Origin of the sequence: Thalassotalea marina (assembly GCF_014656435.1) — a bacterium.
Lineage (GTDB): Bacteria > Pseudomonadota > Gammaproteobacteria > Enterobacterales > Alteromonadaceae > Thalassotalea_C > Thalassotalea_C marina.
The window spans coordinates 89,761-103,678 of record NZ_BNCK01000007.1; the positions used below are offsets into that span (position 1 = coordinate 89,761).

The following is a 13,918-nucleotide window of genomic DNA, read 5'->3' on the forward strand; positions in this document are numbered from 1 at the left end:
ATTAGCGTCCCTTCCCAAACAACACGATTTCAACGGTACGTATCAAAATTAAAAGATCTAACATAAAGCTTCTATGTTTGATGTAATACAGATCATATTTAAGTTTTTCCAAAGAATCTTCTTCCGTTGAACCATATGGGTATTTAAGTTGCGCCCAGCCAGTTAGACCAGGTTTCACATTATGACGTTCGTTATAATAAGGAATGGTTTTAATTAACTTTTGCACAAATTCCGGACGCTCTGGTCTTGGACCAACAAAACCCATGTCGCCACGCATTACGTTATAAACTTGTGGTAATTCATCAATACGATATTTGCGAATAAATTTGCCGATAGTAGTTGTTCTATCGTCATCTTTTTGCGCCATTTGAGCACCATTTTTTTCGGCATCAACACGCATACTTCTAAATTTGTAAATTTTAAACGCTTGACCATCAAGGCCTACACGCTCCTGGAAATAAAAGATAGGTGCTTTAAAACCTTCATCTAATTTAATCAAGATTGCCGTGATCAACATCACAGGCCATGTCACTAAAAATAGAACAAAGGCGATACTGGCATTAAACAGCCAATCCAAGGTATTGCGTAAATGGTTGCTACTTGCAAAGCCGTTTGAATAGATAACCCAGCTAGGATAGATAAGATTTACCGCTATTTGGCCTGTTTCTCGTTCAATAAAATCGAGTATCTCTGTGATCTCAATACCGCGAATTTTACAGGCAAATAACTCATCAACTGGTAGGTTGTTGCGCCTTTCATCACTAGCGACAACAATTTCGTCAATCTCATGTTCGATAGCATAAGTGACAAGAGCGCCGTCTAATACAATGCGATTTTCATTAACAATGCCGTTTTCTGAATCGCCATCCATCACGACAAAGCCATGCATAGAGAAACCTTGTCGGTCAACATCACGGCGCATACGTTTTTCTATAATAGATGCTCGCTCACCAGCACCTAATACTAAAACTTTTCTTTTATTTAGACCAAAAAGATCCACCTTAAGCATAAAATATCTAGATATCGATACTAAGATGAAGCTTAGTAACGCTGAAAGCGCTAACAATTCTGTGGCTAAACCACCGTTAGGATAAAAAGGATTGAGGAAAGTAACGATGAAAAATGCTATCGCAACTGACATTAAAATACGTCTAACTAAGCCACGGTAACTTTCACGCAGCTTTGTGTTATACAAACCTAACGCTAAAGAAGATAGCTGAATTATAAGCGCATAGATAATGGCATATATAGCGACAAAATTACTGGCCAACTCTTGGTGATTCACCAATTTAAAGTATCGATTTAACGAGTAAGTTAATAAAAACGCCCCTGCGAATATAACTAACTCTATGATTACTAGAGATTTACTACCAGTAGATAGATTACCAAACTTAGTATTAGACATATAAAAAAACGGTCCCTGAAATACGTTTTGCCTTAAGTAAGAGTACAGATTGTTTATGATTAAAATTTGAAATTATTAAACAAAATGTGAACGCTATGCCAACGAAGACGTGAATATATCAAATCTCAACAATTTGTGACAGTTGTTAAATTTAATTTTGTTTCTGTAAAATCGTGATAGAATCTGATAGCTTATTTATTTACTAACAGTAATGACTAACTCAAGGTTGAAGCCATGGAATTTAAAACCTTTGTGAAAATAAAAACCATAATACTACTCACTGTGTTAACTTTTCTAAATGGATGTAGCTCTAATACGCTTCCTCCTGCTACTTTACATCAGTCTGATACGGTTGATGTAGCGTCTTATAAATATCTTATTGGTGCGGGTGACGTACTTAATATATTTGTTTGGCGAAATCCTGAAGTTTCAGGGACATTTGTTGTTAGACCTGATGGCATGATCACTACCTCGTTGGTAGAAGACATACCAGTATCAGGTAAAACACCAACAGAGCTTGCCAGAGCTATCGAAGAAATTCTTTCTACCTATTTACGAGATCCAGTGGTTACTGTAACCGTTAACGATTTTGTTGGGCCAATTAACGAGCAAATCCGTGTTATCGGTGAAGCAGGTCAACCGCAGTCGATAAACTATGTACAAAATATGACGCTGCTTGATGTAATGATTCAAGTGGGCGGACTGACAGAGTTTGCTGATGGAAACGACGCAGTGCTTGTTCGCATAGAAAATGGTGAACAAAAGCAATACAATATTTTCATCGAGAACTTGATTAAAAACGGTGATATCTCAGCAAATGTTGACGTACTACCGGGTGATATAATTGTTATTCCAGAGACCTGGTTTTAATTTACACAGAATTTATCGCGATTTGCCTGTTGTATAGAGGTCAGGAATGCAAGAATTAATAGAACAAGTCATAGACTATTTAAAAGGTATATGGCTAAAACGTCGATACATTATTGTATCGACATGGTTGATCTGCCCACTCGCTTGGGTGTTTATCTCTCAGATGAATAATGTTTATGAATCTGAAGCACGAGTTTACGCCGATACGCAATCAATTTTACGCCCTTTACTTAAAGGGATGACAGTAGAAACCAACCCGGATTATCAGGTTTCGTTAATGGTTAAAACGCTTCTAAGTCGTCCAAACTTGGAGCGAATTACCCGCATGACTGATCTCGATATTCAGGTTAACACGCCTGAAGAGTACGAAAAACTCATTGACGACTTAAAAAAAGACATTGAGATAAATAAGTCTGCTCGAGAAAATATTTTTACCATCCAATATTCACACATGAACCCAGAAATGGCGAAGAATGTGGTGCAATCAGCTTTAACCGTTTTCATCGAAAATACCTTAGGCGAAAATCGTAATGAATCTGATACTGCTGAAAAGTTTTTAGATGCACAAATTAAAGAATACGAAAACAGACTACTTGCCGACGAAGCTAAGTTAACTGAATTCAAACAAAAATATAGTGACGTTTTACCTAACCAGTATGGTGGTTATTACGACAAATTAAACGTCGCCAAAGAGCAATTAAAGTCAATTGAGCTTGTGTTGTCTGAGACAGAAACCCAATTGAAAAATGCTTTAACTCAGCTAGGTCAAAGCCAAGCAGAGGGTAAAAAGTCTAACAGTATTGTCGATTCAAACTCCGTAGCCACTAGCTACGATGAACGAATCGATGAATTAGAATCGATGTTAGATGGCTTACTGCTTAAGTATACAGATAGACATCCTGATGTTGTAGAAGTTAAAAATAGGCTTGATCACTTAGTTAAGCAACGTGACAAAGAAATTGCTGAATATGTTGAAGCACGTGATGGTGCGGGTACTATGCAGTTGTCTCAAAACCCAGTAATTCAGAGCCTACAAATTCAAATCAACCAGCTAGAAAATCAAGTGGCTTCACTTAAAGTACGTCGCGATAACTACGCTGAAAACGTAAAAGAGTTAGAAAATAAAATTCACATTTTACCGGAAATTGAAGCAGAACTTACTGGCTTAAACCGTGGCTATGAAATCACAAAAGCACAGTATGAAGAATTTTTAACTCGTAAAGAAACTGCCCAGTTAGCTAAACAGGCTGACGAAACAACCAGTAAAATTAACTTTAGAGTTATCGATCCACCAAGAGCACCAACTAAACCAAGCGGTCCTCCTCGCATCCTATTTTTAATAGCTAGTACAATCTTAGCCGTTGGAGTAGGTGTAGGTTTGTCGTTAGTGTTTAGTCAAATAAACCCTGTTGTTACTTCACGTAACCAAGTCACACGAGAAACAGGTATACCTGTGTTTGGTGTTGTCTCTGCGACAGAAAACCTTGGATTACAAAAGTGGCATAAGAAAAAAACGTTAATTTTTATTGCTTCTAATACTATTCTGTTTCTGTTGTTAGTCGGTTTTATTGCTTACGCCATGTTCCCCGAACAAATTAAGGCGCCACTAAGAGGATTGCTGTAATTATGAGTTCCATTGAAAGAGCCTTGGCTAAGAAAAAAGACAGCAAGCCTAACGACAAAAAACAGTCTGAAGAAGTGAAGAATTCTGCAGATAGTGCCGCCGAGCAACAACCAAGCTCACAAAACGTAGATGCTACTTATACAGAAAATAAAGTATTGCATATCGACAAAGCTAGCCTAAACGACAAAGGCTACTTAATCGATACAGGTAGCCGTAAAAGCATTAAAGATGAGTTCAGGCAAATTAAGCGTAAGCTGCTCAATAATGCTTTTGGTAGCGCATCGAAAATGCTTAATCATCCAAACCTGATCATGATCAGTAGTGCAAAACCAAACGAAGGAAAAACTTTTGTTTCTATAAACCTTGCCTTGAGCATCGCTTTAGAACAAGACAAAACCGTATTATTGGTTGACGCCGATGTATTAAGGCCAAGTGTCAACCGCGAGCTTGGTGTGGAGCAATCAGAAGGATTAATCGAGTATTTATTGGAAGATGACAAGCCATTAAGCGATGTCATGTTCAACACCAACATCGACAAGTTAAAAATAATTCCTGCTGGGCATCCTCATCACTTATCTAATGAGCTATTAGCCAGTGAAAAAATGGCAGTATTAGCTAATGAATTAGCCAATAGATATCCAGATCGCGTTGTTATTTTTGATTGTCCACCTTTGGTGGGTGTTACCGAGACTTTGGTGCTTGCAAATTTAATGGGTCAAGCGCTTGTGGTCGTTGAAGAATCTAAAACAAGTATTGCCAGCATTAAAGAAGCAACTGAATCTTTGAATGAAGAGCTTGCTGTTGGTATTGTATTAAACAAAGCAATTAGATCTCATAAGGATTTGTATGGCTACTATGGCTACGGATACGGTGAAGCAGAATAAAGTAGCTTTAGCAATCTGTGCAACATTATTATCATACTCGACGGCAGCCGCTGACTGGCAGTTTACGCCAAGTGTGTCATTAGAAGAAACATACACTGATAATGTTGCAGTTACCGATACCAATGAAATATCCAGTTTGGTTAGCCAAGCTGGTCTGTTATTCGACAGTTCATACAAGTCTCGATTAATTGATTTCAATCTGAAGTCAAAAAGTGTCTATGCCTTTTATAGTCATGATCATGATATTGATAATGACTTTCATGAAGTTAAAAGTGATATCACAGCAAAATTAGGCAATAGCGGCTTTGCCGTTATCGGCAATGTCTCAGTTCGTAATCAATCTAGAAATGCCGCTAGAAATGCCTTGGCTGATATTGTATCGGCAGACACAGCACGAGTAGAAAATTATGGTGCTGGGTTGAGCTACAATGTTGCTAACAGCGAGTTTCAACTTACCAGCAGCATCATATATTCTGATATCAAAACTGAAGATAATATCGGCGAACAAAATGGATTCGTTGCCAGCTTAAATACGCAAAATGGTAATAGTGCTGATCACGTTTTTTGGAATTTGCAAAGTAACTACCAAGAACGTAAAAATTCAGGACGTAAAAGTGAGCAATATCAAGCCGAACTTAAAATAGGTTGGATTACTAACTGGCATATTAACCCATTTATTCGTTATTACGATGAAGACAATTCAGGTACTATGGCCAACAGTGGAACCAATGAATCAAATTCATATGGTATTGGTGTACGCTGGTTAATAAACCCACGCATGTTCCTTGATATTTCTTACAATAACCCAATCGACGATACTGTCGATATTGAAGGTAAGGAACAAAAAGAATATGTTGATGCAACACTAAACTGGCAACCAACATCAAGAACTAGCCTCGAAGCTTCATATTCGCAACGTTTTTTTGGTGACACATATCGCTTCAACCTTACTCATAAAAATAGACGGTTAACGAACACTATAAGCTATGACGAGAGAGTTTTAAGCTTTACCCGAAACAATTTTGCAGCAATTAGCCAAGGCATATTCTGGTGTCCTGACGGCAATGCAACTAATTTAGAAAGCTGTTTTATTAGTGGCGACTCTGATATTGATCAAAGTGGTTACCGCTTAGTTCGAATCACTGATTATCAACTTGTTGAAGATGACGTTTTATCGTTAAATAAAACGTTGAATTGGCGATCAGAACTTTCCTTAACTCGCACCAAGTTTATCTTTAATGCTGCAACCACTGAACGTGAAGACCTTAATACTCGCATCAAAAATGATTCGAAACGCGCTTCCTTTGAAGCGTCTCGTCGAGTCAGCGGTCGTTCTAATGTAAAACTAACAGCGTCATATACTGAGAACAGTTTTCAGTTGAACACCGCCGATGAACGTACCGATAGATACCGCCAAGTAGGTGTAGGTTATGACAAATCACTTAATTCAAATTTAACCGTTAAGTTCGATCTACGTCACGTTAATCGTCATTCAACAGACAGTCAGTTTAACTATGATGAGGGTCGCGTGACGCTCAGCATCATCAAGGATTTTTAGTCAAACATGTACGAAAGCCACTACGGATTCACGGAAAAGCCGTTCCAACTCAGTCCAGATCCGCGCTTTTTCTTTGCCTCTAACCATCATCAGCGCGCCTTGTCATATCTACAATATGGTTTAGATCAAGGTGAAGGTTTTATTGTTATCACTGGCCCAATTGGTACAGGTAAAACAACAATTGCCCGAAACTTATTGAGCCAACTGGGTGATGAGAGCATTGTCGCAGCACAATTAGTCACGACGAAATTAGATCCACACGAGTTATTAGCTCTTATTGTTTCTGAATTTAATATTAAGGCAAAAGGTGACAAAAAGGCTGATCTTATTCAAGCCATTGAACAGTTTCTTGTTGAATTAAATCGCCAAGGTAAACGTGCATTGCTTATCGTAGATGAAGCGCAAAATCTGCCAGCTGAGACTGTTGAAGAGTTAAGAATGCTGTCTAACTTTCAGCGTGATAACAAGCCACTGATTCAAAGCTTTTTATTGGGGCAGGAAGAGCTTAAACCAATTATCCAAGCGCCAAATATGGAACAGTTTAGGCAGCGTATCATTGCCTCGGCACACCTAAAGCCACTCTCTGTAGAAGAAGTAAAAGAATACATTAATCACAGGGTTCATCAGGCCGGTTGTGAGCGAGATGACCTATTTTCAGAAAACGCTTTTGAACTTATTCACGAAAAAACATTGGGTGTGCCGCGTAAAATAAACATCTTTGTTGATCGCCTGCTACTGTTTGGGTTTTTAGAAGAGTTGGATGTCATCGATTCTGAAGCTATCTTATCTGTTGCTGAAGAAATGGAAGTAGAGCTAACAGGCTCATTAAATAACAAGGCATTAGACAGTACTGAGCCCAGCCAACCTATGGTGGTTAATTCAACGGAAAATGTTGAACATATCAAAGAAGTTTTACGCGATGTCGAAGAGATTTTAGAATCATCGATTAAAGAAAAAGTTAAGATGGCCAGGTATGTCGACAAGCTGCTGAAACATAAAAGTAAGCAGTACGCTATGGAAAATATTGAAAATAGCGAAGATTAGGACTGTACAGATTGAAACATAAAAAAACGCTTGTATCTACAAGCGTTTTTTTATTATTGATGACACGTTCTAATCATTAGCAATGTTGAGCGAATACTTCTCAATAAGAGAATATAGCGTTGGCCTAGTTACCCCTAACAATTCAGCACATTTAGACATATTGCCTTCAGTCAACGCATAAGCTTTTTGAATGGTCAAACATTCAGCTTGTTCCCTTACCTTGCGCAGGTTTAAGTCTAGTTGCAGCTCTTTACCTTCGTGATCAAAAAAGCCTAAATCCATCGCAGTTACCTGAGTACCTGTTGCCATAATTACCGAGCTTTTCACTTTGTTTTGTAGCTCTCGGATATTACCTGGCCATTTATGGTGCTTTATTGCACTCAATGCATCCTCAGCAAATGCTTTAACATTTGACTTATATTCTTGTGCGTAACGTTGTAAAAAGAATTTCGCCAGAATAATAGGGTCTTCTTCACGGTCTCTTAATGGTGGAATGTTTAATGTGATTTCACTGACACGATAAAAAAGATCTTCGCGAAACTCTTTGGCCGCAACCATTTCTTCTAAGTTTTGGTTAGTTGCGCACACAACACGAACATCGACATCTATTTCTTGTCGACCACCTAACCGTTCAATTTTCTTTTCTTGTAAAAATCGAAGTAGTTTAGCTTGCAAGTTAAACGGCATATCGCCAATTTCATCTAAAAATAATGTACCACCTTCGGCACACTCTATTTTACCTTTAGTCGTGCGCACAGCGCCGGTAAATGCCCCTTTTTCAAAGCCAAACAGCTCACTTTCAAGTAAGGTTTCAGGAATAGAGGCACAGTTAATGGCAATAAAGGGCTTTTTCTTTCTATCACTGGCTAAATGAATAGCATTGGCCGTTACTTCTTTACCCGTACCACTTTCACCCAACAATAGAGCGGTAATTTGCGTTGGCGCAATACGCTTGATCATAGTGCGTAATCGATCAATTGAGCTGCTATTACCAATAATTCCAATGTCGTTACCGCCTACTGCACGCATAAGACGATTTTCTTCCTCTATCGAAGCAACACTGAATGCTCGCGCGACAATAACATTAATAACGTCTGGTTCGATTGGTTTTTGATAAAAGTCATATGCGCCAAGTGATATAGCTTTTAGAGCATTTTCTCTGTCATCGTTACCAGTAATCACAATAACTTTTGTGTGAGGTGCAATACGTAGAATTTCTTCTAGTGCAGCAAGCCCTTCTGAAGCATTGGCAGGATCTGGCGGCAGGCCAAGATCTAACGTTACCACCTTAGGTTCGTGGCGTCTAACCGCAGCAATTGCACTTTCACGATCGCCCGCCAACACTGCTTCGTAATCAGACAAACTCCACTTTAATTGTTTTTGAATGCCTTTATCATCGTCTACGATCAGTAACTTTTCCATTTAGGTAAATCCTTGGTGTTCGTTATTATTATTGAAATACAGGGCGCTTTGGCAAAGTAATTTTAAACTTTGTTCCCTGATGTTCTGCGCTGGTAACTTGTATTGTGCCAGCTATGCTCTCGATAAATTGTTTTGCCTCAAATACCCCAATACCCATACCGGCATTACCTTTAGTGGTATCAAAGGGTTTAAATAATCGCTGTTTTATGAATTCTTCACTCATTCCACAACCATTGTCTTCTATGCTAATTGTGACATGATTTGCGTTAGACTTTAAAGAGACTTTTACCAGCCCGTCGTTTTCACTTGCCTCTTGACCATTTTGAATTAAATGATTTAGCACAGAAAACAACTTTTCGCTGTTAGTCGACATACTGGCTGCTTGCAATTCTTCAACCACAACCTTCGGGGTATCAACATTGCGCTGCTCAACAACCTTAGTCACTAAAGCGGCAATATCAACGTCAGAACTCTTAGATTGTTCAACTCGCTTATTCCTCAATTGCGACAACACCTTGTCGAGTCGATCGGTAGCAGATTCTACAGTTTCAAAAACGTCATCGATAAATGCAGGATTATCGCGATGCTTCTCGGCGTTAGTGGTAATTAGTGCCAACTGAGCCTGAATGTTCTTGAGATCATGAACCAAAAAGGCGGACATACGATTAAATGCATCAAATTGTTTTGATTCAGCGAGTTCATCATTTGCCTCATTAAGAGATATAAAGTTACCTAGCTGTTTTGAAATAGCAAATAACAGGTCTCTGTCTTCCCAATTAAGCTGTTTCTTACCCTGAACGTGACCAATTAAAAACAAACCATAAAATGCTTTACCAATAAACACGGGCACAATAATACGCACATTAAAGCTTTCACATAAATCGACATCTAAATTGAGATCAGGATACATGGCAGGATTATCTCGATATTCTTCAACATCAATAATCCAACCTTTTTTCTGACAAAATTGACTGATCAAGGTCAGCTGCAAATCAAATGCGGTTGATAGTGACAAACCATCGTCATGTTTTACATCAAACTGCAAATCTGTTTTACGTTTTAACAGTGCACCACCATGTGCGTTTAGCTTAGACATCATGATAGAAGTAGCCATTTGGTGGTATGATTGAGCACTTGTTGTTTCAATTTTTTCAATCAAGTTTAACCATTCTTCACGATATTCATAGCGGTTGGCAAAGAAGTTTTTAGCAATAAATACCCGTAATTTTCGTCTAAGCGATTCCGTGATCAGTAGGGCAACAAGCACGATAACACTGAGCATTAAAAAGCCAATGCTAACAACACTGCCCCATTCGCCGCCGATATAGTTAATAACGTATCCAGCAAATGCCATCACCAACAAGTACACACCAGCCATCATCAAAATAGAGCTGTAAAATACCACCTGTCTCGACACAAAAATACGAACAGAGCCGTCTTTGATTCGTCTGGTGCTGACTAATAGTAAAGGTAATACTGCTACACTGATAAAGCCGCGGCTATACCAAAAATCGAAGTCGATAGCTCCCACCATAGTCGCTTGGGCATACATAACAAAATCAAAGATGGCGATACTTGCTAAGGCAATGATCAATGGCCATATGGCCCACCTCACTTTTGCATTTGCACTTCGATATAACTGTTCGATTAATACCAAACTCCAAAGGTTTAGCACGATGAACAGCAAGAAAATGTACTCGTAGGTATAATCTAAAAAGTAGGTTGCCAACCAACAAACCACCATTAGAATTGCCCAAATACTGGTGTATTGACGGATATGGTAATTACTTAACAGTTGGCGAATTGAGGTTAATTCGGTATTACACACCAACACTAAAATTGACCAAGTTGCTATTTTAATGCCATCGGCCAACATCACCCATTGCAGGCTAAAATGCAGTTTAAGTTGTGCAGCCGCTAATAACGCTGCGGTGGTTGAAGCTAATACAGCAACAATAGTCCACCTTGCTAGGGTTAATTTGTTACGCGCCGTGATCAACATAAAAGTGAAGATCAAAAAGGCGATAAAATTTAACGAATAGCCAACAAAGCCTACAAATTCCATAACTTATACTTTCTTATTTTAATGTTTAGATTGAGTAAACAGCTCAGTCAAAATAGGCACGAGAATAAAACTAGCAATTGCCGATATACACAAGCCAGAAATAATCACTACACCTAAAGGTTGCCATAAGCTACCACCAAACAACGTAAGTGGTAATAAGCCACCAATAGTGGTTAATGTTGTTAACAATATTGGTGTAAAGCGTACACGTGCTGCATCGATAATAGCGTCTCTTTTATCACGAGTTTGCAGCATATTTTTATTCGCAGTATCAATAAGAATAATGGCATTATTGACCACGATACCAAATAAACTAATTAGGCCTATAAACGCCATCATAGAAAACGATAAATCAAAGATAAACAAACCAATAACAGAGCCCGCCATAGCAAAAGGAATGGAGGTAAAAATAATCACTGGTTGTAAAAAGGATTTAAATTGTAGTACCAAGACCGCAAATATACCGACAGCGGTAATAATCATTATCTGCGATAAGCCTGAAAACGACTCCTGCCTCGATTCTTCTTCACCACCTAAGCTGTAATACATTCCAGACGGTAACTGATAACGCTCTAAATAATCTACCGCTTGTTGAGTCGCGTGTGCAATAGAGAAGCCTGAAGCAACATCAGCAGATACTTTTGCCATACGCTGTTTTTGATAATGGAAAAACTCGGTATGACCTTGATGTAGCGTTAATTTAACCAACTGTTTTAGCGGAATTAAATTGCCCTTTCGATCTGCAATAAAAGCTTGCTCAAATACATCAATATTCTGATTTAAGCTTCTCACTAAAATTGGATAACTTTCACCATTTTTATCACTAAACTGCCCTGTAACCTGTCCTGTTACTAAGGTTTGTAGTGTTTGATCCAAGTGATTGATATCAACATTGAGTAATCCTGCTTTTTCATAGTCAATATCAACTTTTAATTCGGTATTGGCTAAACCTATCGGGTTTTCTATATTAACCAAGCCTTCAATAGTCGCCATATGGCGAGCTAAATCATTGGCGACCAAGGCTAAATCACTCAAAGATTCACTCATAAGCCTGATCGTGACCGGTTGATCTGTCACTGGTCCTTGGGTGAATTCTTTGATGCTGATCTTAGCTTGTGGCCAAGTTGAAAACTCGTTACGCAGCTTATTAACCAAAGTAAGCATTTTTTGCTCTTCAAAGTCATCAATGATCACTAAGGCTTGCCCCAGTGTCGCGACGCCGCGTTTGGGAATTTCATTGTAATAAATACGAGGATTTGAGTTACCAATGTTTTCGGCAACTTCAGCAACTTCAGGCTGCGCTTTTAAAAATTCGGTCACTTGTGACATCACTTGCTTAGTGTATGCCAAAGAAGAGTTTTGCGGCGTTTGTACGTCAACCAATATCATAGGTTTTTCTGCTTTTGGGAATAAGCTTAAGCCAACTTGGCCAAACAGCGATCCCATTCCTACAAGCGCCACGACAAAAATCAGTAATACAATAAACTTAAGACGCATAAATACTGTGAGCATCTTTGCGTATAACGTATCAGCGAACTTATTAACTAACACTTGTAAAGTAATAAAGCGGCTGGGTTTAGCACTAAATATTTTACTCGCCAGCAAAGGCGTAAAACTTAGTGCAAGTAACAGTGATGCTAACAGCACAAATACAACCGTTACTGGCATTGATCGGATAAAATCTCCAGTATTACTAGCCAACATAAGCATAGGTAAAAAGGCAAACATGGTAGTTACCGTACCACTAGTGATCGCCCAGCCAACTTTACTTGCACCAGTAGCTGCTGCATCTTTTAAGCGATTATTCGCACTTTTTTCTCGATGAATACTTTCAGTAACAACGATAGCGTTATCTACTAATAAGCCCAAGGCGATTATCAGGCCAACAATTGACATTTGCTGTAAACCAAAACCAGCAAAATCTAGCCAGCCAAAGGCAATTAAGAAGGACAAAGGAATGACCGCGATTACCACAATCGCTTCTCTCACTCCCAAGAAACACAGCGACATAACGCCAACTAACAGTAAGCCGTACCAAAGGTTGTCAAAAAAGCCATTGACGCGTGTTTCCACACTGTCTGATTGTTTAAAAAACAAATCAACCTTTACGTTTTGCGGCAACTGGCTAGCAAATTTCGCTATTTCTTGCTCTATAGCACGAGTCAATTCAAATATGTTGGTATTGGCGCGTTGCTCTGCAGTGATAAAAATTACAGGTCGTTGATTGTAGTAAGCTAAATACGCGGGTTTCATACTATTAAATGAAACGGTCGCGATATCTTTCAACTTAACATTAGCCTGAGGTTTCGCAACAATTACCGTTTCTTTTAACTCATCAAGCGTTTGAAAGTTACCACTGGCTTTTACGTTAAAACGTCGAGTTGTGGCATCGACAAAGCCTGGTGTGATATTCGCAGCCCGCTTATTCAAAACATAACTGACCTGATTAATATCAATGCCAAAATGCTGCAATCGGTTAGTATCGATATCAACGGCGACCACCTGCTGTGAATATCCCCAAACATCAGCTTTTTTTACCGCACTAATGCCTTCTAGTCGCTTTTCCAACTGTTTTGCATAAAACTCCATTGTTTTATAGTCAGTTGGTTCACTCCATAGCGCCAATTGCACAACAGCAACACTGGTTGGTGTTGCCTTAATGACCTGAATTTCTTGCACACCTTGAGGTAAAACCGGTTTAACCGAAGCAACAGCGAGCTTAATTTCACTAAAAGCTAAATCAATGTTAGTGCCATAAAAAAAGTGTACCGTTACACGCGCACCATCATTTTTTATCTGGGACTCAATGATCTTTATGCCTTCAATTTCATTGAATTCCTCTTCCAGTGGCTTAACTACAAGAGTCTCAATATCTTGAGGAGACGCTCCCGGATAAATCACTTCAATTAAGGTGACCGGAATATCAAATTGAGGATCTTCTGAGCGAGGAATGGTGAAATATGAAACAATACCCACTAAAACCATAAGGAGTACTATGGTCATAGTAAACTGGGCATTATTAATTGATATTTTAGGTAATTGCATC

General features: G+C 38.8%; 9 protein-coding genes. 5 read left to right on the top strand and 4 right to left on the bottom strand.

Annotation, left to right across the window (positions count from 1 at the left end; genetic code table 11):
- Nucleotide 1 precedes the first annotated feature (1 nt).
- Nucleotides 2-1,405, bottom strand: coding sequence for a TIGR03013 family XrtA/PEP-CTERM system glycosyltransferase (locus IE199_RS15170; RefSeq protein ID WP_189772174.1), 1,404 nt, complete (start codon nt 1,403-1,405; stop codon nt 2-4).
- A 234-nt stretch (nt 1,406-1,639) separates the two neighbouring features.
- Between IE199_RS15170 and IE199_RS15175 the strand changes: the two genes are divergently transcribed.
- Genes IE199_RS15175 through IE199_RS15195 form a run of 5 tightly spaced genes read left to right on the top strand, consistent with a single transcriptional unit; the run spans nt 1,640 to nt 7,385 of the window.
- Nucleotides 1,640-2,275 carry an XrtA/PEP-CTERM system exopolysaccharide export protein gene (locus IE199_RS15175; protein WP_189772176.1) on the top strand — a complete coding sequence of 212 codons (636 nt, stop codon included), beginning with the start codon at nt 1,640-1,642 and terminating at the stop codon, nt 2,273-2,275.
- 46 nt (nt 2,276-2,321) lie between these two features.
- The gene (locus tag IE199_RS15180) at nt 2,322-3,899 is read left to right on the top strand and encodes an XrtA system polysaccharide chain length determinant (protein ID WP_189772178.1); all 1,578 of its coding nucleotides are present in this window, start codon (nt 2,322-2,324) and stop codon (nt 3,897-3,899) included.
- A gap of 2 nt (nt 3,900-3,901) precedes the next feature.
- Nucleotides 3,902-4,783 (top strand): XrtA-associated tyrosine autokinase, encoded by an 882-nt coding sequence (locus IE199_RS15185; RefSeq protein ID WP_189772180.1) that lies wholly within the window; start codon nt 3,902-3,904, stop codon nt 4,781-4,783.
- Nucleotides 4,746-6,341 (top strand): TIGR03016 family PEP-CTERM system-associated outer membrane protein, encoded by a 1,596-nt coding sequence (locus IE199_RS15190; RefSeq protein ID WP_189772182.1) that lies wholly within the window; start codon nt 4,746-4,748, stop codon nt 6,339-6,341. Before IE199_RS15185 ends, IE199_RS15190 begins: the two co-directional genes overlap by 38 nt.
- Before the next feature lie 6 nt (nt 6,342-6,347).
- Nucleotides 6,348-7,385 carry an XrtA/PEP-CTERM system-associated ATPase gene (locus IE199_RS15195; RefSeq protein WP_189772184.1) on the top strand — a complete coding sequence of 346 codons (1,038 nt, stop codon included), beginning with the start codon at nt 6,348-6,350 and terminating at the stop codon, nt 7,383-7,385.
- Nucleotides 7,386-7,454: 69 nt separating this feature from the next.
- Here IE199_RS15195 and prsR read toward each other — a convergent pair whose 3' ends face one another.
- Genes prsR through IE199_RS15210 form a run of 3 tightly spaced genes read right to left on the bottom strand, consistent with a single transcriptional unit; the run spans nt 7,455 to nt 13,917 of the window.
- Nucleotides 7,455-8,807: a PEP-CTERM-box response regulator transcription factor gene (prsR, locus tag IE199_RS15200; protein ID WP_189772186.1), complete on the bottom strand. Its 1,353-nt coding sequence runs from the start codon at nt 8,805-8,807 to the stop codon at nt 7,455-7,457.
- Nucleotides 8,808-8,835: 28 nt separating this feature from the next.
- Nucleotides 8,836-10,872: an XrtA/PEP-CTERM system histidine kinase PrsK gene (prsK, locus tag IE199_RS15205; protein ID WP_189772188.1), complete on the bottom strand. Its 2,037-nt coding sequence runs from the start codon at nt 10,870-10,872 to the stop codon at nt 8,836-8,838.
- Between the two features lie 18 nt (nt 10,873-10,890).
- The gene (locus IE199_RS15210; protein WP_189772190.1) at nt 10,891-13,917 is read right to left on the bottom strand and encodes an efflux RND transporter permease subunit; all 3,027 of its coding nucleotides are present in this window, start codon (nt 13,915-13,917) and stop codon (nt 10,891-10,893) included.
- Nucleotide 13,918 lies beyond the last annotated feature (1 nt).